Origin of the sequence: Pseudomonas sp. A014 (assembly GCF_052378495.1) — a bacterium.
In the GTDB taxonomy this organism is placed as follows: Bacteria; Pseudomonadota; Gammaproteobacteria; order Pseudomonadales; family Pseudomonadaceae; genus Aquipseudomonas; species Aquipseudomonas machongensis.
On sequence record NZ_CP199001.1, the window covers coordinates 1642331 to 1663420 of the forward strand.

At 62.7% G+C, this 21090-nt stretch carries 17 protein-coding genes and 1 pseudogene; 12 read left to right on the forward strand and 6 right to left on the reverse strand.

The features are described 5' to 3' along the window. Positions 1–388: 388 nt before the first annotated feature. From ACTYOL_RS07785 to ACTYOL_RS07815, 7 genes and pseudogenes are all read left to right on the forward strand, one after another. A pseudogene (locus tag ACTYOL_RS07785) lies at positions 389–919 on the forward strand (hypothetical protein); the annotation flags it as partial. A 212-nt stretch (positions 920–1131) separates the two neighbouring features. Beyond that, positions 1132–1407, forward strand: a complete 276-nt coding sequence (locus ACTYOL_RS07790) for a hypothetical protein (RefSeq protein WP_444757747.1) — start codon at positions 1132–1134, stop codon at positions 1405–1407. A gap of 52 nt (positions 1408–1459) precedes the next feature. Beyond that, complete coding sequence (locus tag ACTYOL_RS07795; RefSeq protein ID WP_444757748.1) at positions 1460–1711, forward strand: hypothetical protein; 252 nt, start codon at positions 1460–1462, stop codon at positions 1709–1711. Between the two features lie 291 nt (positions 1712–2002). After that, positions 2003–4180 carry a DUF637 domain-containing protein gene (locus ACTYOL_RS07800; RefSeq protein WP_444757749.1) on the forward strand — a complete coding sequence of 726 codons (2178 nt, stop codon included), beginning with the start codon at positions 2003–2005 and terminating at the stop codon, positions 4178–4180. Between the two features lie 398 nt (positions 4181–4578). Next, positions 4579–4983 (forward strand): transcriptional regulator, encoded by a 405-nt coding sequence (locus ACTYOL_RS07805; protein WP_065861239.1) that lies wholly within the window; start codon positions 4579–4581, stop codon positions 4981–4983. A 99-nt stretch (positions 4984–5082) separates the two neighbouring features. Next, positions 5083–6009: a DMT family transporter gene (locus ACTYOL_RS07810; protein WP_054893281.1), complete on the forward strand. Its 927-nt coding sequence runs from the start codon at positions 5083–5085 to the stop codon at positions 6007–6009. A gap of 396 nt (positions 6010–6405) precedes the next feature. Beyond that, positions 6406–6651: a DUF3077 domain-containing protein gene (locus ACTYOL_RS07815; protein ID WP_200603980.1), complete on the forward strand. Its 246-nt coding sequence runs from the start codon at positions 6406–6408 to the stop codon at positions 6649–6651. A gap of 175 nt (positions 6652–6826) precedes the next feature. Here the strand turns inward: ACTYOL_RS07815 and ACTYOL_RS07820 are convergent, their stop codons facing one another. Beyond that, positions 6827–7999 (reverse strand): YbfB/YjiJ family MFS transporter, encoded by a 1173-nt coding sequence (locus tag ACTYOL_RS07820; RefSeq protein WP_197889866.1) that lies wholly within the window; start codon positions 7997–7999, stop codon positions 6827–6829. Positions 8000–8105: 106 nt separating this feature from the next. Here ACTYOL_RS07820 and ptrR point away from each other — a divergent pair, with 106 nt between their 5' ends. Further along, positions 8106–8999: a putrescine utilization regulator PtrR gene (gene ptrR, locus ACTYOL_RS07825; protein ID WP_444757750.1), complete on the forward strand. Its 894-nt coding sequence runs from the start codon at positions 8106–8108 to the stop codon at positions 8997–8999. Between the two features lie 124 nt (positions 9000–9123). Continuing rightward, entirely contained in the window at positions 9124–9252 is a 129-nt protein-coding gene (locus ACTYOL_RS07830; RefSeq protein ID WP_256093825.1) for a PA1414 family protein, read from the forward strand. Positions 9253–9478: 226 nt separating this feature from the next. Here ACTYOL_RS07830 and ACTYOL_RS07835 read toward each other — a convergent pair whose 3' ends face one another. Both ACTYOL_RS07835 and speB read right to left on the reverse strand, forming a co-directional pair. Beyond that, the gene (locus tag ACTYOL_RS07835; RefSeq protein ID WP_063543766.1) at positions 9479–10858 is read right to left on the reverse strand and encodes a sodium:solute symporter; all 1380 of its coding nucleotides are present in this window, start codon (positions 10856–10858) and stop codon (positions 9479–9481) included. A gap of 141 nt (positions 10859–10999) precedes the next feature. Beyond that, positions 11000–11950 carry an agmatinase gene (gene speB, locus ACTYOL_RS07840; protein ID WP_063543768.1) on the reverse strand — a complete coding sequence of 317 codons (951 nt, stop codon included), beginning with the start codon at positions 11948–11950 and terminating at the stop codon, positions 11000–11002. Between the two features lie 227 nt (positions 11951–12177). On the opposite strand from speB, the gene ACTYOL_RS07845 reads away from it, so the two are divergent. The 3 genes from ACTYOL_RS07845 (at position 12178) to ACTYOL_RS07855 (ending at position 15677) form a co-directional block, all read left to right on the forward strand. After that, positions 12178–13071, forward strand: coding sequence for a LysR family transcriptional regulator (locus ACTYOL_RS07845; protein WP_112897730.1), 894 nt, complete (start codon positions 12178–12180; stop codon positions 13069–13071). Between the two features lie 140 nt (positions 13072–13211). Further along, the gene (locus ACTYOL_RS07850) at positions 13212–14777 is read left to right on the forward strand and encodes a methyl-accepting chemotaxis protein (RefSeq protein ID WP_125930460.1); all 1566 of its coding nucleotides are present in this window, start codon (positions 13212–13214) and stop codon (positions 14775–14777) included. A 300-nt stretch (positions 14778–15077) separates the two neighbouring features. Beyond that, positions 15078–15677, forward strand: a complete 600-nt coding sequence (locus ACTYOL_RS07855; protein WP_444757751.1) for a tRNA-uridine aminocarboxypropyltransferase — start codon at positions 15078–15080, stop codon at positions 15675–15677. A gap of 24 nt (positions 15678–15701) precedes the next feature. On the opposite strand, the gene ACTYOL_RS07860 is transcribed toward ACTYOL_RS07855, so the two are convergent. The 3 genes from ACTYOL_RS07860 to ACTYOL_RS07870 form a co-directional block, all read right to left on the reverse strand. After that, positions 15702–17057 (reverse strand): HlyD family type I secretion periplasmic adaptor subunit, encoded by a 1356-nt coding sequence (locus ACTYOL_RS07860; RefSeq protein ID WP_153773484.1) that lies wholly within the window; start codon positions 17055–17057, stop codon positions 15702–15704. Between the two features lie 54 nt (positions 17058–17111). Continuing rightward, a complete protein-coding gene (locus ACTYOL_RS07865; RefSeq protein ID WP_153773511.1) occupies positions 17112–19247 on the reverse strand; it encodes a type I secretion system permease/ATPase in 2136 nt (711 codons plus the stop codon). Between the two features lie 76 nt (positions 19248–19323). Next, positions 19324–20697: a TolC family outer membrane protein gene (locus tag ACTYOL_RS07870; RefSeq protein WP_125930456.1), complete on the reverse strand. Its 1374-nt coding sequence runs from the start codon at positions 20695–20697 to the stop codon at positions 19324–19326. Between the last annotated feature and the right edge of the window lie 393 nt (positions 20698–21090).

The following is a 21090-nucleotide window of genomic DNA, read 5'->3' on the forward strand; positions in this document are numbered from 1 at the left end:
GACACATGGCATTTTGGCTGGACTGATATTTCCGGCGTGTTTCCTGGATTTCTAGCCTATGCGGTCCCTGTCTGGTTTGGGATATGTCTTGCTTCATATTTCAAATGGGGCGGTGGGAAGTAAATTCCGAAGTAATTTCCGAGCGTGGATTGCTTGAGTCTCAAGGTTTCAAACTTAAGTGAAGCATGCCTGCATTGACCTAGTGTGAGCAATTTAATGCGTCGCAGAGCTACATAGCTCCATTATTAAGTGCACGGGCGAAAGTAGAGGCAGCCTAACCCGCCCCGGCCAATGCTTCCTCGCCGGCCAGGCCGCCGACGAGAAGCTGTTCCGCTACCTGATGGACAACGCCATCGCCAGCAAGGACAAGCTGTCGCTGAGCGCGGGCGTGTCGCTCAGCGCCGAGCAGGTCGCCGCCCTGACCCACGACATCGTCTGGATGGAGCAGGTCGAGGTCAACGGCGAGAAGGTGCTGGCCCCGGTGCTGTACCTGGCCCACGCCAACGGTCGCGTCGCCCCCAACGGCGCGCTGATCTAGGGCCGTGACGTCAACCTGATCAGCGGCGGCGACCTGGTCAACGTCGGCACCCTGCGTGCCACCAACAACCTCGTCGCCAGCGCCACCAACATCAGCAACAGCGGGCTGATCGAAGCAGGCGGGCGCCTGGACATGCTCGCCACCGACTCGATCCGCAACGCCCAGGGCGGGATCATCGCCGGTCGTGAAGTGAGCCTGACCGCGCTGACGGGCGATGTGATCAACGAACGCAGCGTTACCCGCCTGGAAGGCCGGGCTGGTGGCGAGCAGGTGACCAAGGACCTGGTCGACAGCGCAGCGCGTATCGAGGCGGCGAACGACCTGACCGTCACTGCCGGTCGGGATATCGGCAACGTGGTCGGGGTGCTCAAGGCGGGTGGCTCTTATTTAGGAAGTTTGATCAAGGGTGAAGATCCGACGTATTCACTTCTGGGAGCAATTTTAGGCGGGGTAGTGGGTTTCAGAACTGGGCAGGTGGTGTCTGGCCAGCTGAAGCCATACGTAGGAACTTCGGCTGATGTTTTAGGTAATATGTTTGGTTCTGTTGCTTCAGAAGTCACTGGAGGAAAAGTGGGATCTTTGGGAGAGGGCAAATGATTAGGCCAAAATCAAGTTTTCAAGCTTTTCTGTTGCTGTTTTTTTACTGTTTTTTAGGGTTTATGCTAGTGAGTGTTATGGGGGTTGTTCTAGGGGCGGCAATAAATTTTTTTAAGATAGGCAGTTGGGTGTTTGAGTGGTCGGAAATTTTCCGGCTGGTTCCTGGAGCTTTAATCTACACGGTGTTTGCTACGGTGGGCATATGGGGGCTGGCTCGGCTGAAAGACCATAAAGAACGTAAAGCCTCCAGAGATAAAGAGGAGAAACGGTGAAAGGTATGCCTCTACGTGCTGTAACCAAGCTCACTTCTGTAGGAGATAAAAAGTGAAGCTGGAAAGAGTTGGATTTTTTTTGATGGCTATCTTGCTGGTGTGTTCTGTATTGTTTTTTCTTGGGGTTGGGATGTTGGGGCACCTTGTAGGGTCGATTATTGGTTACTATAAATTTGATTATTGGGTATTTGGTTGGAAAGAGATTCGTAAGTCTATTCTTGTTGGCTTGTCTTGCGGGGTTCCAGTCGCTTTAGGAATATGGGTGGAGTCAAAGGTGGCAGAGGTAAAAAAGCGCCGTGACTGATTTTAATTTGTGGTTGTGTTAGGTTTGTCTGGGTTTTAGAGAGGCGGAATTTATGATTGAATTTTCTAAGTTTATATAAGATGCCAATTATGTATTTTGTCGTATCAGTTAGCTTTTAGACGCAAAAATAGAGCGTGGCGATGTAGTTCAAGAGGTTGGGAAGCTAAAAACTTAGAGTGTGTCGTGCCGAAAAAGTTAGATGAAAATTATTGCCGTTGATTCAAATGGGCTTAATAAATTCAAAAAATGGTTTCGCCCGCAGAGCTCCGTCGGTTGCTTCAAGTGTCGCGCGTGCGCGTCGCCGCCATCAATCAGGCCCAGGGGCCGTGTGCACTGCCCAGCCGCAGCGGCGAAGTGACCGCCCGCCAAGGCACGTCGAGCCAGGTAGGAGGGGCCGCCGACGGGTTGCACTGGTCCACTGCACAGCCTGGGCCGATCACGCCGATCACGCTTGCCCAGCGCGTTACCGCGACCACCGCAGCTGGTGCCTGGGCAGCAGGACCGGCGCTGCCCTGGCGGGATTGGTTGGGCCAATGCGGCGGTGACGGCCGGGCTGACCGGCTTGACCAGCAATGCGGCGATCAGCGCCATCAACAACCGCGGCAACCTGGAGTTGGTGGTCAAGGATACCTCAGCAGCGATAGCCTGAAGGGCGCGGTGATCTCCGGCCTGGTGACCGGCGTCACCGCTGGCTACATCGATCCCAAGTTCAGCGGCGACAATGCAGGCTTCAGCCGTACTTATGGCTTTGACCTGAGCAAGCTCGAAGGCATAGGTGGCTTCGGCCTGCGGGCCGGTGCGATCGGTGTGACCTCGGGTGCGATCAAGACCGTGGTGAACGGTGGGAGCCTGAGCGACAACCTGCTCAACGCGTTGGTGTCACAGGCGTCCAACGTCGTCGCCGCTTCCGCCTTCAATGCCATCGGCAACCTTGCAACGAAGAACCTGGCCGACGCAGAAAGCCGCAGCGATGCCGCCGCTATCGCGTTGTGGCAGGAAGGTGGCGCAGGCCGTGTAGCCTTGCACGCGTTGGCAGGGGGCGCCGTGTCTGTGGCCTCCGGCGGCGACTTCGCCAGCGGAGCGATGGCTGCCGGGGCCAACGCCGCCATGGCGGGGGCGCTGGAGGAGCTCTACAAGAAGCAGCCTGCGCTGCGCGATACCTTCTCGCAACTCACCGGCCTCGCTGCGGCGGGGCTGGTCAACGGCGACGTCGAGAAAGGTGCCTGGATCGCCCAGATGGCCGACCGCTACAACCGGCAGGCGCATCCCAAAGAAGTGGTCCAGATCAAGAAGCAGGCACCTGCACTCGCCCAGGAGCTAGGCATCAGCCCCGCCGAGGCGGAGCGGCGCATGGCCGAAGCCTTGGCCTACTACACCGACAACGAGTGGCGGCAGGTGATTACCGCCAATGGCAGGAGCATCGAGGCCAGCACCCTGGCGCACCTCGGCCAGGCGCTGGCGCCAATGGCGGACAGCCTCGACGTGAGCCGCGCCAATGGTGACGTGCCTATGGTGGGGGAGGCGGGCAAGCAGTACACCGCGCAGCAGACCGTGGCGTTGCTCAAGGACTATGCGAGCACGCATAGCGCCGAGTTCAACGATTCCACCAAGAATCGCGAGTTCCTGCGCCCTGGGGTGGACCCCGAGTACGCCGCGTATTACGCCAATAACCTGAACTTCGGCAAGTACGATCCCACGGCAGAAACGCTGGGTTCGGTGGAGGGTGTAGGTTCGGCGCTGCGCGACATGCTCAAAGGCATGTACGGCCTGGGCAAGGGGTTGCTGACCGATACCCAGAACACCGCCTCGCAGGTGTCTCACCAGCTGATCAACTCCTTGAGTCATCCTGAAGCGGTGGTGCAGGAATGGCAGGACATGCGCGCCGAGGCGACCCTGTATCGGCTGCAGGGCAATCCTACGGCAGCGGCGCGGGTGGAGGCGGAGTGGCAGACCAAGTTCGTGATGAGCCTGGTGCCGGTACCGGTCGGCAAGGCCGGGAAGCTGGGTCAGGTGAGCAAGACGGTGGCCGAGCGCGAGGCCATTGCCGAAGCGGTGGGTGGTGCGACGGGCAGACAGGTGCCGGGGTTGCCGTCGTATTACCGCGATGGTTCAGGGGTTGGTGCGAACGTGGTGGCGCCGGAGGGGTATACGGCGGTAGTGAACCTGCGCACGGGCAATTTTGAGTTTGTCGCGCCGGATGGAAAGCTGTATTTCTATAGCGAGTCGGCGTTGGTGCCCAAGGAAGGTGGGAACCTTGCGGGGTTGGCGGCGGCGGAGCGGGAGATTGCGGCTGGGAAGGCGGGGGGTGGGGCAAGAAATAGCGTGGATACGCCCAAGGGTGGGTTTGGACCTACTTATCGGCCGGCAGATAGCGACCAATTTGAAAAGATTCTGACTTCGTATTACGGTGCGGATAAAACCGGCAACAGGGTCGGAAACGGCGGATTGGCTGACGCTGTGCGTTATTAGAAAGCTACAGGCAACATGTTGTCTCCTGCTGGGCATGAGCAAAAAGCCATCGAGGTCAGGAATAGACTAAGCGATCTAGTTCGTAATGCTGATAATCAACCACCCGGCAGGTACCCTTACAGTCAGCGGGATATTGATTTTGCTAAACAGCTAATAAAGGATATCGACAATGCTCTTGGTCGATGAGTACTTCAGAAAATTTGTCTTATGGTTGGTTTCTTTACCCTTCTTTTCTATAGTCGACCATTCTCTGGTTCGTGGTGATGATATCGAGACGCTAATAAGTGCGGCGCCTGAAAACTACAAAACCAACCGTGTACTGTCAATGATTTGAACGGACCTCCAACGCCTCCGGTCCCATGCTGTGTACCCACCGTCCACAGCAAGAGGCCACTGCCATGAGCACCTACGACTGGGACCTGATCGAACGCTTGCTGCACGAGGTGCAGAACGGCGCCGGTCACAGCTTCACGCCACGCCCCTACGCCGAGCAGCATGCTGCGGCGATGGCCGCCAAAGGCCAGCCGGTGGGCGATCTGGATCAGCTGAAAACACGCGCCTGTGAATACGAAAAGCTGCTGTTCCAGCGCGGCTTCATCGAAAGCCGGCCTGAAGAGGATGGCGGCAACGGTGAAAACTTTGTGCTCACCGAGCGCGGCTCGCGCCTGCTCAGCCTCATCGACAGCGCGATTCCAGGAGCGGACAGCCCACGCTTGAAGCTGGATCAGCAGGCAGATGCGCTGGATGAGTCCACCTTCGATCAGGTCTCGAGCAAGCCGCAGATCACACCAGGTGCGATTTAGGCTGGTATCGGCGGGGCGGGCGCACCGATAATCGGCAATGGATCCATTTTCTGACTGCCGAGCGTTGCCCATGCCCCTGACCCGCTACGAGGCCCGCCCATGAGCGCGGCCCGCAAGAACACTGACGCCTTTGCCCTGCAGGTGATGCTGGGGTTGTGCCTGATCTGGGGCTCCCAGCAGGTGATGATCAAATGGGCTGCCGTGGATATCGCGCCGGTGATGCAGGCGGCGTTTCGCTCCGGTATCGCTGCGGTGCTGGTCGGGCTGCTGATGTGCTGGCGGGGCGGCTGGGCGCAGTTGGGCAGCACCTGGCGCGCGGGTTTGCTGGCCGGGGCGTTGTTCGGGCTGGAGTTTCTGTTCATCGCCGAGGGGCTGAAGCTGACCTCGGCGGCGCATATGTCGGTATTTCTCTACACGGCCCCGGTGTTCACCGCGCTGGGGCTGCACTTCATGTTGCCCAGCGAGCGTCTGCGTTTGCTGCAGTGGCTGGGGATCGCGCTGGCATTTGCCGGGATTGCCCTGGCCTTTGCGGGCGGGCTGTCGCTGGATCAACTCGATGGGCGGGTGCTGCTCGGCGATGCCATGGCGGTGCTGGCGGGGCTGATGTGGGGTGCGACCACGGTGGTGGTGCGGGCTTCGCGGCTGTCGGAGGCGCCGGCGACCTTGACGCTGTTCTACCAGCTGATGGTGGGCTTCGTCGGCTTGCTGCTGATGGCGTTGTTCAGCGGGCAGATCGGTGCGGTGTCGTTCACGCCGTTGGCACTGGGCAGCGTGCTGTTCCAGGGGTTGGTGGTGTCGTTCTTCAGTTACCTGACCTGGTTCTGGTTGCTGCGCCAGTACCTGGCGTCGAACCTGGCGGTGTTTTCGTTCATCACGCCGTTGTTCGGGGTGACGTTCGGGGTGCTGTTGCTGGATGAGCCGCTGAGCGTGAACTTCGTGGTGGGGGCGGTGATGGTGCTCGGTGGTGTGGTGCTGGTGAGTGCCGAGCCTTGGGTGCGGCGGCAGTTGCGGCGGGTGGTGGGGTAAGGCGGGCTGTGGCGTGTCTGATTTTTCCTAATTCTCGGGCGCCGGTGTCAGGTTTGAGTCGTTAGGATCTATCCTACGCAGCTTGCGGAAGCGTCTTAATTGTCGTGGAAATGCGTCAGGGATAACTTCGCCGGGTCGTCTAAACGACAGGGTGTGAGAACCCTAATCACGATAGCGTCCGCTCTGCTATGGCAGCCGTGCGCGGGCAGGTTCGTCCTGACCGGTTCCCCTATCGTGGCCGGGTTCTCACCCCGCGTACGACTGCCACCCAATCCTGTGAGAACGAGCGAGTGGCAGTTCCTGTTTTTCACGATGGGAGTCATGCCATGAAAAAGCTCGTCCCCGATCCACCCCGCCTTACGCACGTTCCCCACACCACAGTGAGGAGATGTGACCATGTCTGATCTATCCAATGGCTACACCACCGCAGGTGTGGCGACTTTCTTGGACATGTACCGCGTACAACCTGGCATTCCTTTCGAGCGGGTGCTGGAAGAAGTGTCGGTGATCCTTGGCTGTGTCCGCGAGTTGAGCGAGCAGGAACAGGTGGACCCGGTGAGCATCACCGCACTGCACTACCTGAGCGCGATGGCCAAGGCGTTGCTGAACGACCTGGAGGTTGGGCGTAACTCGGTGCATTGAGGCCACAGCCCGGCTATGAAACCGCCTCGACCTGTAGGAGCGGGCTTGCCCGCGAAAAAGGTATCGCGCTGCCTGGCACGGGCTACGCCCGTGTTCGCGGGACAAGTCGGGGCGCCGAACCGCCGCTCCCACAGGGATTGGGCTGGTCTGTAGGTTTTGAGCAAGACAGCTGCTCCTACACAGGGGTCGCCAGTTGCTCTGCGGCGCGTTGATCCGATCTGCTTGTCGCCACCAGCAACCCGGCGACCCCCAGCCCTGCAGCCGCCAGCAACAGTGCGGGTTGCAGCCCGCCGCTGAAGTGGTTGCTCAGCGCGGCCAGCAAGGGGCCGCTGAGTTGGCCGAGGGCGAAGCAGGCGGTCAGCAGGCCGGCGTTGCGTTGGGTGGCGTGGGGCGCGAGCTCTCGCGAACGCTGCATCACCAACTGCATGCAGGCCAGGAACGGCGCACCGCACAGCAGTACCCCGAGCCCCAGTCCGATACCGCCGCCCAGCAGGCAGGCCAGCACGCCCAAGGCTTGCAGCCAGAGTGTGGCGGTCAGCCAGACGCTGGTGTGACCCGGGCCGCGCAGGCTGACGATCACCACGCCAAGCGCTGCGGCAAGGCCGAAGCCGGGCCAGAACAGGTCGGCAAGCCACTGCCCCTGGAATTGCTGGCTGGCCATCTGCGAGAGGAAGGTGGCGGGCAGGATGTAGCCGATGCCGTACAACGCATAGACCACCGCCAGACGGGCGATGCTGCGCTGGCGTGGATGAGCCTGCGCTGCTGCGGTGCTGGGCGCGGGCGTCAGCAGATGGGCGCGCGGCAGCCACGGCAGCACAGCCAGCAGCATCACCAGCGCGGCCACCGAGTACATCAACCACAGCGCCGCCGAATCGAGGCTGAGCAGGTGCGCACCGAGCGCCAGGAAACCGGTGATGGCGATCCCCACGCCTGGGCCAGCGAACACCAGTGCGCCGAGTCGCGCGCGACCATGGCTGCTGGCCACGTGCTGGCTGAGGCTGGTCAGCATCACCAATGCCCAGGCGCTTGCCACACCGGTGCCGAAGCGCAGCAGCAGGTGGCTCCAGAATCCGTTGGCAGCCCAGGAGGCCAGGGTCAGCAGCACGCACAACCACAGCCCGGCATGCAGGCGCAGGCGCACCTGGTGCGGGTGGCGGGCGAACATGCCGTCCACGGCACCCATGAAATAGCCGAGATAGTTGGCAGCGGCCACCAGGCCGCCTGCGGTCAGGTCGAACTGGCCCTCGGCAATCAGGCGGGGCATCTGCGGGGTCAGGGCGAAGCGGCCGATGCCCATGGCCATCATCAGTGCGACGGCACTGGCCATGAGTTGCAGTAGGGGCGACATGGTAAGACTCCTGCGCAGTGGTAAGCGATGGATGGCAGGTTAGGAGTTCTTGACTTTCAATAAAATTGAATAATGATGATCAAGTTGTTCTGTTTTGGAGAATGTCGTGGACTTCAGCCAATTGCGGATCTTCCAGGCCGTCGCCGAGGAGGGTTCAGTGACTCGCGCCGCCGAGCGCCTGCACCGGGTGCCGTCGAACCTGTCGACGCGCCTGCGTCAGCTCGAGGAGCAGCTGGGCGTGGAGTTGTTCCTGCGCGAGCGTCAGCGCTTGCAGCTGTCGCCGGCCGGCAAGGTGTTGCTGGACTATGCGCACAGGCTTTCGGGACTGCGCGATGAAGCCATGGCGGCGGTGCAGGGCGGTCAGCCAGCTGGGGACTTCATCATCGGGACCATGTACAGCACGGCGGCCATCCAGCTTCCGGCGTTGCTTGCGCGGTACCATCAGGCCTATCCGGCAGTGAACCTGCAGGTGCAGGCCGCGCCCAGTGGCGAGTTGTTGCAGGGCCTGCTCGAGCGCCGCCTGGACGCCGCGTTGGTGGATGGCCCGCCGGGGCTGGCCGGGCTCGATGGCGTGCCGTTGTGCGAGGAACGGCTGGTGCTGATCACCAGCCCTGAGCATCCACCGGTGCACAGTGCGCGTGATGTGGCCGGGCGTTCGGTGTTCACGTTCCGCCAGGGGTGTGCCTACCGCATGCGTCTGGAGGCCTGGTATGCGCACGACCACACGCCAATGGGGCGAGTGATGGAGATCGAGTCGTACCAGGGCATGCTGGCGTGCGTGATCGCGGGGGCGGGGGTGGCGATGATGTCGCAGTCGATGCTCGACAGCCTGCCGGGCCGCGAGCGGGTCAGCGCGCATCCGTTGCAGGCGCCGTTCGATCATGCCGAGACCTGGTTGATGTGGCGCCAGGGTATGTGCGGGGCGAATTTGCAGGCGTGGATCGACCTGCAACAAGGTGAAACAGTAAACCGGCTGTCGGAGTACGGCGTTTCCGCTTGATCTGCGGCAAAATCGCCCATATCTGTAAGGTTAGACGCAGGCGATATACAGAACATGGGACTATGATCTGTATGAAGCATCGCAGGACTGATTTGCCGCAAGGCTGACCCGTGAAGGGGGCACTATGAACAAGCGCATGTACAACTGGCTCCACGACCTTGCCGTCGCCCTTGGCCTGGTACCGCCGCCATTGCAACCGGTACCGATCCCCACCGACGAAGAACAGCGCAAGCGCCAGCCGCGTCGGCGCTGATTAGCGCAGGAAAAAGGCCGCTGCATCCTTGGGGGATGCGGCGGCCTTTTGCGTTTTTGCAAGGGGGATCTGTGGTGTGGCTTTCGCAGTGCATGGCACCGGCTTCGCCGGTGATCGCGGGACCAGCCCGCTCCCACAGGGATTGGGCTGACCTTTAGATTTTGAACAAGACAGCTGCTTCCACAGGGTAGGGGCGGGCTGGTCCGGAGATTTTCTGCCCTGGAGATCAGGCCAGGTTCACCGCAGCCGTCGGTTTACGCGACATCAGGCTGACCACGACAAAGCTCACCAGGCCCACCGCCAGGCTGTAGTAGATCGGCGAGTTGGCATCCAGGCCGTCCTTGAACATGAAGAACAGCGCGGTGGCAAAGCCCAGCGACATGCTGGCGATTGCGCCTGGAGTGGTGGCGCGTTTCCAGAAGATCGCCCCGATCAGCGGGATCAGCATGCCACCAACCAGCAGGTTGTAGGCCAGGGTGAGGGCACTGATCACATCGTTCACCGCCAGGGCGATCACCAGCACGGCCACGCCAGTGAGCAGGGTGAACAGGCGGTTCACGCCCAGGCTCGAGCGCTTGCCACCACGCAGCTTGGGCAGCAGGTCTTCGGTCAGGGTGGTGGACGCCGCCAGCAGGCCGGCGCTTGCGGTCGACATCATCGCCGCCAGTGCCGCCGCCATCAGCAGGCCACGGATGCCGTCGGGCAGGGTGGTCTTGATCATTTCGGCGAAGGCGTTGTTCGGGTTGGCCAGGTCTGGCATCAGCACGTGGGCGGCCATGCCGATCAGCGCGCAGGCCAGGCCGTAGATCACGCAGTACACGCCTGCGGCGGTGCCGGCGCGCTGGCAGACTTTCTCGTCACGTGCGGTGAACACACGCTGCCAGATGTCCTGGCCGATCAGGATGCCGAAGAAGTAGATCAGGAAGTAGGTGATGATGGTGTCCCAGCCGATGGTGGTGAGCTGGAAGCTCGCCGCCGGCAGCTTGGCCACCAGTGCATCCCAGCCACCGGCCTTGTACAGGCACACCGGCAGGAGGATGAACATCAGGCCCACGGTCTTGATGACGAACTGCACGATGTCGGTGAGGGTCAGCGACCACATGCCGCCGATGGTCGAGTAGACCACCACCACGCCACCGCCGAACAGCAAGGCCATCCAGAACGGCACATCGAGCAGCACTTGCAGCACGGTGCCCATGGCCAGCGTGGAGACCACGCCGATCATCAGCGCGTAGGCCAGCATGATCACTGCACTGGCCTGGCGCGCCATCGGGTTGTAGCGGCGCTCCAGGACCTGGGTCACGGTGAAGATGCGCAGGCGCAGCAGCGGTTTGGCGAGGAACAGGTTCAGGGCGATGATGCCCAGGCCCAGGGCCGCGCACAGCCAGAAACCGGAAATGCCGTGGACATAGCCCAAGCGCACGGTGCCGACGGTGGATGCACCGCCGAGCACGGTGGTGGCCATGGTGCCCATGTAGAGGGTCGGGCCGAGATTGCGTCCGGCGACCAGGTAGTCTTCGTGGGTCTTCGCACGCCGCATGCCGTACCAGCCAAGCCCGAGCATGCCAGCGGCGTAGATCAGTACAACAATGATGTCCAAGGCCATGGGTGTCTCCGATTATCTTTATTATGCGAGATCGATCGCTCGGACGCTCTCACCGCGTCCGGCGCTCCTCATCGAGTGTTGGCGGGCCTCTATGGCCCTGTCCCACGGCTCCTGCCTGGGTATTGCAGGTGTTTCAGGTGATCAGCGACGCACTACGCCGGGAAGCACGCAGAGCATTTCGAACAACAGGTTGGCGCCCAGCAGCGAGGTGTTGCCGGTGGTGTCGTACGGTGGCGAGACCTCGACCAGGTCGCAGCCGATCAGGTCCAGGCCGTGGCAACCGCGGATGATTTCCATCGCCTGGATGGTGGTCAGGCCGCCGATTTCCGGGGTGCCGGTGCCTGGCGCCCAGGCCGGGTCGATGCCGTCGATGTCGAACGACAGGTACACCGGGCCACCGCCGACCTTCTCGCGCACTTCGGCCATCAGCGGCTCCAGCGATTTGTGCCAGCACTCTTCGGCCTGCACCACACGGAAGCCCTGGCGGCGGCTCCAGTTGAAGTCATCGGCGGTATAGCCCTGGGCGCGCAGGCCGATCTGCACCACGCGGTCGCAGTCCAGCAGGCCTTCCTCGACAGCGCGGCGGAAGGTGGTGCCGTGGGCGATCTTCTCGCCGAACATATGATCGTTGACGTCGGCGTGGGCGTCGATGTGCACCAGGCCGATCTTGCCGTGCTTCTTATGCAGGGCGCGCAGGATCGGCAGGGTGATGGTGTGGTCGCCACCCAGGGTCATGGGGATGACGTTGTGTTCGAGGATCTCGTCGTAGGCTTCTTCGATGATGCGTACGGCGTCGAGCAGGTTGAAGGTGTTGATCGCCACGTCACCGATGTCGGCGACCGACAGCGAGTCGAACGGGGCGGCGCCGGTGGCCATGTTGTACGGGCGGATCATCACCGATTCGGCGCGGATCTGCCGCGGGCCGAAGCGGGTACCGGAGCGCAGCGAGGTGCCGATGTCCAGCGGCACGCCGATGAAGGCGGCGTCCAGGCCTTCGGCGCTTTGCAGGTGGGGGAGGCGGAGCATGGTGGCGATGCCGCCGAAACGCGGCATTTCGTTGCCGCCCAGTGGTTGGTGGAGAATCTTGTCCACGGTGGGCCTCATCAGTCGGTCGATTGTTCTGTTTGTTCGAACCTGTGTCGCGGCACGCTCGGCAAGCGCGAAGGCGCCGGCGACCAGGGACATTTCGGCCAAGTCTGCGCAAGGTAGTGCGCCGGAAGAATCGCTACCGACAAATACTTACTTCAGGAATTTCTGAACTATCGCGACGAAGGCGCGGTAGACTCTGACGGATTTCCAGTCTGCGGAACCTGTGCGCCATGGCCTCATCGCTGCCCGACCTGAAACTGCTGCGCATCTTCGTCAGCGTGGTGCGTCACCAAGGTTTCGCCAACGCCCAGCGTGACCTCAACCTTTCCACGTCGGCCATCAGCACCTACATGAGCCAGCTGGAAAGTGCCCTGGGCCTGGTGCTGTGCCACCGCGGCCGTGGTGGTTTCAGCCTGACCAGCAAGGGTGAGCTGTTCCACCAGGAGACCTTGCGCCTGCTGGGCGAGCTCGACGGTTTCGAGCAATACGCTGCGGCGCTCAAGGGTGAGCTGCGCGGCACCCTCAACCTGGGGGTGATCGACTCCACCGTCGGCGATCGCGCGCTGCCCCTGGCCGAGGCGATCGGCGCCTACAGCCAGGAGCACCCGGCCGTGCACTTGCACCTGTCGGTTTCCAGCCCTTACGAGCTGCAGCTGGGTGTGCAGGACAACCGCCTGGACCTGGCCATCGGCGCCTTTTCTTCGCGCATGAGCGGCCTGGTGTACCAGCCGTTGTACCGCGAGCAGCACTGGCTTTACTGCAGCAGCCGCCACCCGCTGTTCAGCGAGCGGCGCATTCCGGCGCAGGTCATCACCCAGCAGCGCATGGTCGGGCGCGGTTACTGGAGCCAGGCGGAACTGGCCCGTCACGGCTTCAAGCACAGCGCCGCGACCGTGGAAAGCATGGAGGCACAGTTGATCCTGATCCTGTCCGGTGCCTACATCGGTTACCTGCCCGAGCACTATGCCCAGGCCTGGGCAGACAAAGGTGATCTGCGGGTGTTATCGCCGTCTACCTTCGGCTATCAGGCGCCATTTTCGTTGATCATCCGGCGTGGGCGCAGCCGCGAACCGTTGATCCAGACCTTCCGTGACCTGCTCAAGTCGCAATTGAATGTGGGCTGATCGGCGTTGCCGAAAATACATTCCGTCAGGTCGGGAACTTTTCTTACAAATGCTCATCCCGCACGTGAAAATGCTCTGCTAAACCTTTACTTGCTTTGATGAAATTTCCCCCTCGTCTACACAAGCAAGGACCGCCCGAGATGCGCACGAATCTGCCCGTAACCGAGCATGAAAGAACGTTCTCCAGCGAGCAGCGGTTGATTTCCACCACCGACCTGAACAGCCGGATCACCTACTGCAACGATGCGTTCGTGGCGATCAGCGGATTCACCTACGACGAGTTGGTGGGGCAGCCGCACAACCTGGTGCGCCATCCCGACATGCCGCCGTCGGTATTCGGCCATATGTGGGAAACCATCAAGCAGGGCAAGCCGTGGATGGGGGTGGTGAAGAACCGCGCCAAGAACGGCGACTTCTACTGGGTCAGCGCCTATGTCACGGCGGTCTACGAGAACGGCCGCATCAGTGGCTACGAATCAGTGCGTTCGGTGCCGACTCGCGAACAGATTCGTCGTGCCGAAGCGTTGTACGCACGCCTGCGGGCCGAACGCTCGCCAGTGCCCTGGGCCGCGCGGCTGGCGCATGGCCTGGGGACTGGCTGGCCACTGGTGGGTGCCGGGCTGATTGCGGCGGCAGGCTACCTGTGGCTACCGCCCTATGCGGCGCTGGGCCTGCTGATGGTCAGCCTGTTCAGTGCCTGGTACCTGATCGAGCACCGGCAGAACCAGGCCATCCGCCGTACCCTGGCCGAGCATCCCAAGGCCTTCACCAGCCCGCTGGTTGCCCTGACCTACAGTGACAACCCCGGTCTGCGCGGCCAGCTCGACCTGGCGATCATCAGCGAAGAGGCACGTCTGCAGACTGCGCTCACGCGGCTGGTGGACGCTGGCGTTGGGGTCAAGTCACGGGCCGCACAGTCAGCAGAACTGTCTGATGCCCAGGCGCAGATGCTCGACCGACAGCGCAGCGAAACAGACCAGTCGGCCACCGCCATCGCGCAGATGGCGGCGACCATCCAGCAGGTCACCCATAACGTGCAGAGCACTGCCCATGCGGCCGGCGATGCCGACCAGCTGGCGCAGCAGGGCAGTGACCTGGCCCAGCAGAGCCTGCGGGCCATGGGCAGCATGAGCGAGGCGGTGAACGACATCGGCCAGGCGGTCAATGCCCTGGCCGAGCAGACCCAATCGATCGGCAGTGTGGTGGATGTGATCACCTCGATCGCCGAGCAGACCAACCTGCTGGCGCTCAATGCCGCAATCGAAGCGGCGCGCGCCGGGGAACAGGGCAGGGGCTTTGCGGTGGTGGCCGACGAGGTGCGCTCGCTGGCCCAGCGCACCCGCACCTCCACCGAGGAAATCCACCAGATCATCGCCTCGCTGCGTGCCGGTGCCGAGCGTGCGGTGAGCAGCGCCAGCCGCGGCGAGCAGATTTCCCGCGACAGCGTGCACAGCGTCGAGGCGGTGCAGTCGGCACTGGCCGGCATCGTCCAGGCGGTGAGCCGCATTACCGGTATGAGCCAGCAGATGGCGACTGCGTCCGAGCAGCAGAGCCATGTGGCGGAGGATATCAACCAGCAGATCGTGCGCATTGCCCACCTGTGCGACGAAAGCGCCGGGCAGGCGAAGCAGGGTGCCGAGATCAGTCAGGACCTGGAGCGGATGGCGGAGTACCTGCATAGCCTGGCGGAGCGGTTCAATCGTTAGAGGGGAATGGCGACGCCTACAAACCTGCTCCCGCCAGGCACTGCGATCTGCTGTAGCAGCCCCTGCATCCTGTGTAGCTGCACAGATCCTGGGGCCGCTGCTCGGCCCATCGCGGGACAAGTCGGGACGCCGAACCGCCGCTCCCACAGGACAGCGCCGCATTCGAGGCGCGTGGTGCTGTCCTGTGGGAGCGGCGGTTCGGCGTCCTGACTTGTCCCGCGAATGGCCCGCAAGGCGGGCCCCGATTTCCGGCATATAGCCCCGGCATATGGCAAAATCCCTCCGCCAACGGAGACCCCCATGCCCAGACCCCGCTGCGAACGCTGCCAGCGCCCGCTCGCCCATTGCCTCTGCTCACTGATCCCATCAATAGACAGCCGCACCCGTGTGGTCCTGCTGCAGCACCCCAGTGAAACCAGCCACGCCCTGAACACCGCCCGCCTGGCGGCTTTGGGGCTGCGCAATGCCGAACTGTTGATTGGTGAGGTCTTCGAGGATCTGCCCGCACTGCTGGCCACTCCCGGCTATCGTCCGGTGCTGCTGTTCCCGGGCGAGCAGGCCGAGGTGGTGTCGGCCTATGGCGAAGGCGATGCGTTGCCGTTGCTGCTGATCGTCCCAGACGGGACCTGGCGCAAGGCACGCAAGTTGCTGTACCTCAACCCGCTGCTGGAGGGGTTGCCGCGGGTGACACTGGCTGACGTGGCGCCATCGCGCTACCGACTGCGCAAGGCGCCGGAGGCAGGTGCGGTGTCGACCATCGAAGCGGTGGTGCAGGCGCTGAATGTGTTGGAGCAGCCCGCGAATTTCGATGAATTGCTCAGGCCGTTCGAGGCATTGATCGAGGGGCAGATCAGCGCCATGGGGGCTGAGACCTTTGCTCGGAATCATGGGGGAGAATGATGGTCACCACCAATCCCAAGACCCTCACCGCTCACGCATCGCCTCGGTCCGGGCCTTCATCACCGGCTTGAGCAGGTAATCCAGCACGCTCTTCTGCCCGGTGATGATGTCCACCGTCGCGGTCATCCCCGGGATGATCAGCAGCGGCTTGTTGTCCCCGCCCAAATGGTTTTTCTCGGTGCGCACCTGGATCAGGTAGAACGCATTGCCCTTGTCGTCGGTGACGGTGTCGGCGCTGATCAGCTCGAGCGTGGCTTTGAGCCCGCCATAGATGGTGTAGTCGTAGGCACTGAACTTGACCATCGCCACCTGCCCCGGATGCAGAAACGCCACGTCCTGCGGGCGCACCTTGGCTTCGATCAGCAGGTTGTCCTCGATCGGGACGATCTCCACCAGGTCGCTGCCGGGCTGGACCACGCCGCCGATGGTGTTGACCTTGAGCAGCTTGACGATGCCCCGTACCGGCGACACCACGGTGGTGCGGTTGACCCGGTCGTCGATGGCAATGCTGGTGGCGGTGATCTTCGACAGCTCCGTGCGCTTGTCGTTGAGCTCCTTGGCGGCGTCGGAGCGAAAACTCGCGTCGGACTCCTGGATCTTGCTGCGAATCTCGGCGATGGCCGCTTCGGCGCGAGGGATGGCCAGGTTGGTCGCGTTCAGTTGGCCGCGGGCTTCGACGCTGCGCTGCTTGAGGCGCAGGATCTCCACCGGCGAAATGGCGCCCTTGCTCACCAAGGGCGACGACATGTCCAGCTCCTGCTGCAGCAGGCCGACGGCCGAGCGGTACTGCTCGACCTTGGAGCGGAATTCGGCGAGTTCCTGGGTCTTCTGCCGCAGTTGTTCGTTGAGCGTCTGCTTCTCGCTGGCGAGCCGGCGCTGGCGTGATTGATAGAGGGCGATTTCGTCTTCGGCCACCTGCGGTGCCTTGGCGCGAACTTCTTCCGACAGCGCGAAGGGCCGCCCTTCGGCTTCGGCGGACAGGCGCTCGACCTGTGCGGTCAGGGCATAGCGGTCGGCTTCGCTTTCGCCCTTGTTCGACTTGAAGCGGGTGTCGTCCAGGCGCAGCAGGGTGGCGCCCTTGTCGACCATCTGCCCTTCGCGCACGAAGATCTCGGTGACGATGCCGCCTTCGAGGTTCTGGATCACCTGCACCTTGCTCGAGGGGATGGCCTTGCCTTCGCCGACCGTGACCTCGTCGAGCACGGCGAACTTGGCCCAGACCAGCGCTACCAGCAACAGCGCCGCTGCCAGCCACACCGTGATGCGCGACAGCCGCGGCGAGTCCTGCAGGGTGGCACCGGCCAGCTCCGGCATGTAGTCGCGCTCGGCATGCTTGTCGGCGCCGGGGAGGTGGCTGCGGACACTTTGGCTGAGGGGCATGTCTACCTCCGATGAAAACCACGGTGCCTGTGGCAGCGCCGTTCTTGACGTCGTTTACAGGGCTGCGCCGATACGGCCTTTGCGCAGGGCATCGATCACCGCGTCCTTCGGCCCGTCGGCCACCACCTTGCCGTTGTCCAGCACCACCAGCCGGTCCACCAGGCTGAGCATCGAGCTGCGGTGGGTGACCAGCAGCAGGGTCTTGCCGGGCACCCAGGCCAGCAGGCGTTGGCGCAGCTGGTCTTCGCTGCTGTTGTCCATGTGACTGGTAGGTTCGTCCAGGATCAGGATCGGCGGCTCCAGCAACAGTGCGCGGGCCAGCAGGACAGCCTGGCGCTGGCCGCCGGAGAGCAGTTGGCCGCGCTCGCCCAGCGGACGGTCGAAGCCCTGCGGGTGTTGGCGGGCCAGTTCGCTGACACCGGTCAACTCGGCGACTTCGAGCATGCGCGCATCGCTGACGTGGCGTGCGCCCAGGGTCAGGTTGTCGCGCAGGCTGCCTGCCAGCAGGGGCATGTCGTGGGCGACATAGCCAAGCTGATTGCGCAGGTCGGCGATATCCAGCTGGCGCAGGTCGAGGTTGTCCAGCAGTACCTGGCCTTCGTCAGGGTGGTGAAACCCCATCAACAATCGCCCGAGCGTGCTCTTGCCCGAACCGCTGCGGCCGATGATGCCGATGCGCTCGCCGGGCTTGATCGACAGGTTGATATCGTTCAGTGCCGCGGCGACCTGACCGGGATAGCGGAACGTCACGTGGCTGATGCCCAGGCCGCCTTGCAGCACCGTATGCTCCAGCGCCTGCTGACCGGGTTGGCGCTCCTGCGGCAAGCTCATCAGTGCGTCGGTGCTGCGCATGGTCAGTTGTGCTTGTTGGTAACGGGTGATCAGCCCGGCGATCTGGCCCAGTGGCGCCAGCACCCGGCTGCCGAGCATGTAGCAGGCGACCAGCGCGCCCACGCTGAGGCTGCCGGCGATGATCGAATAGACCCCCGCGACGATGGTGGCCATGCCGCAGAACTGCTGGATGAACAGCGTGCCGTTGCTGGCCATGGCCGACAGGTTGCGGGCGTGGGCTTCGAGACGGGCGATGGCGCCGTTGGTGTGTTCCCACTGGTATTGGCGCTCGCTTTCGGCGCCGCAGGCCTTGAGGGTTTCCAGGCCGCCAAGGGTTTCGATCAGCAAGGCCTGGCGCACGGCGCCGAGGCTCAGGCTTTTCTGCACCGTATCGCGCAGGCGTATCTGGATGAACAACGCCACGCCCACCGCCAGTGGGAAGGCGACCAGCGGGATCAGCACCAGCCAGCCGCCGAGCAGGCCGATGACCAGCAACATCAGCACCACGAAGGGCAGGTCGATGATGCTGGTCAGGGTCACGGCGGTGAGGAATTCGCGCAGGCCCTGGAAGTCGTGGATGCTCTGGGCGAAGCCGCCGATGCTGGCCGGACGTGCTTTCATGGCCATGCCGGTGATGCGTTCGAACAGCGTGGCCGACAGGATCAGGTCGGTCTTCTTGCCGGCCTGGTCCAGCAGGTGCGCGCGGACCATGCGCAGCACCAATTCGAAGGCGGTACCGATGAACAGGCCGATGACCAGCACCCACAGGGTCGAGAGGGCCTGGTTGGGCACCACGCGGTCGTAGGTCTGCATCACGAACAGCGGCACCATCAGCCCGAGCAGGTTGATCAGAAGGCTGGCCAGCAGGGCATCGCTGTACAGCCAGCGCGAATGCTTGAGGGTGTCGCGAAACCAGGCTTCGACCCTTGGCAGCATTGGCGTACGCAGGTCTTCGAGGGTATGTCGCGGGCGGGCGAACAGGGCTTGCCCGCTGTAGGCCTGCTCCAGCGCCTGGCGCTCGACCCATTGCTCGCCACCGTCGGCCTCGCACGGCAGGATCAGTGCCCGTCCATCTTCGCTCCAGCGTTGCAGCACGGCGCTGCGTCCATCGCCGAGCAGCAACAGTACCGGCAGGTTCAGTGTATTGATGGCGCTCAGTTCGCGGCGCAGTACGCGCGCCTGCAGGCCGGCGCGGGCGGCGGCGCGGGGCAGCAGTTCGAGGCTCAGGCGCTGGTCGGCCAGCGGCAGGCCGGCGCACAGGCTGGCACGGCTGGCCGGGCACCCATGAACCTTGCACAGGATCAGCAGGCCATCGAGCAACGGATCATCCGCAGCCAGGGTGGGCTGCGTGCTTTGCATACTGGTCACGATGGCCTACTCCTGCCGCGGTGGACGGGAGGCGGCTGCAGAGGTCTACAGCCGCCTGATGCAGGGCCTAGCGCATGTCGGGCAACTGCGCCTCATTGCGTACGTCGGTCTTGGCGATGGCTTCCGGTGGCAGCGAGATGCGCTGCTTGCTCAGCAACTCGCCCATGGTCGCCAGCACCCGGTACATGGAGAACTCTTCGGTGTAGCGCACCTCGGTGTAGCGGCGGTTGGCGTTGTACAGCTCGTTCTCGCTGTCGAGCACGTCGAGCAGGGTGCGCTGGCCCAGGCCGAACTGGTCCTGGTAGGCACCGCGTACGCGTTGAGTGGTCTCGGCGTATTCGCGGGCGCTAGGGGTCTGCTTGCGCGCGTTGTTCATGGCGTTCCAGGCCAGGCTCAGGTTCTCGGTGAGCTCGCGCAGGGCATTGTTGCGGATGTCCATGGCCTGGTTGATCTTGTGCGCATCGGACTGCAAGCGCGCCTTGTCGCTGCCGCCACGGAACAGGTTGTAGCTGAGCTCGACGCCGGCCTGCCAGTCGTTGTTGCTGTGGCCGCGCTCGCCGCCCAGGTTGTTGTTGGCGCCGGTGGCCAGCACTGCGTCCAGGCGTGGATAGAACGGCGACTTGGCCACTTCGTACTGTTTCTCCGCCGCGTTGACATCGGCCTGGGCGGACTTGAGGTACGGGTTGTTCTCGCGCATGCCCTGGCGGGCTTCGTCTAGGGTGCCGGGCATCTGGATCTTGATCGAGGTCGGCGTTTCCAGTTCGTCCGGCTGGCGGCCGATGACGCTGTAGAAGTTGGCCTCGGCGTCGGCCAGGTCGACCTCGGCGGTGTCCAGGTTGTTTTCCGCCAGGGCGCGACGGGCGCGGGACTGGTCGAGGTCGGCGGTGCTGCCGACACCGCGTTCGCTGCGCAGGCCGATCTGGTCGTTGACGCGCAGGTGCGCCTGCAGGTTGTTCTTGGCCAGGGTCACCAGCTCACGGCGCTTGAGTACTTCCAGGTACACCTCGATGGCGCGCAGGGCGACATCCTGGGCGATGGCCTGGGTGTAGTACGCGCGCGAGGTGGCCACCGATTCGGTACGCCCGACTTCGTTGGAGGTGTTGAAGCCGTCGAAGATCATTTGCCGCAGGCGCAGTTCGGACTGTGTGTAGTTGAGGGTTTCCTTGTTGTGGTTACGCGTGCCGTCGGGGTTGATGCCGCGCGTATTGAGGTTGTCCGAGCGCTGACGGCCATAGCCGGCCACCAGGTCGACCGTGGGGAAGTAGCCTCCGCGCGCGAACTTCACATCCTCATCGGCCGACAGCTTGCTGTTGCGATTGGAGCTGATCTGAGGGTGGTAGTCCACGGCGCTCTGGACAGCCTCGGTGATCGACATCGCCTGAGCGTTGGCACAGGCCATGGCCAACAGAATCGCACTGGTGATGGGGGTTAACACGCGCATGGGGTACTTCTCCCTGGTCTTTAAAAAGATCCTGCTATTCGCCAAAAAAATGACGAAAAATTGAGTTGAAACCGTTTCAGGTTTGTAACAACAGAGCTAAGAACATTTAACGGGCGAGCTAAGAAGATTTTTTCATAAGGTCTATGCGAAAAAAAACTTATGCGGTCTAAGCAAACCGAGACATTGTTCTATTCAAGCGCTCGGGTAAATCGGCTGCAGTACCTGATTTCCGGGCTTCTGAGAAAGTTCCAGATTTTTTGCAGCTAAGGACCCTGGAGAGGACAACAACGGCGGAATTTGGCGACAAAAAATTGGCATTAGAATAATGGCCAATTACCACTACCGCACGTGTTGAGCTGTCTTGGTGAAGGCGATTTCTCACCCTTGTGACAG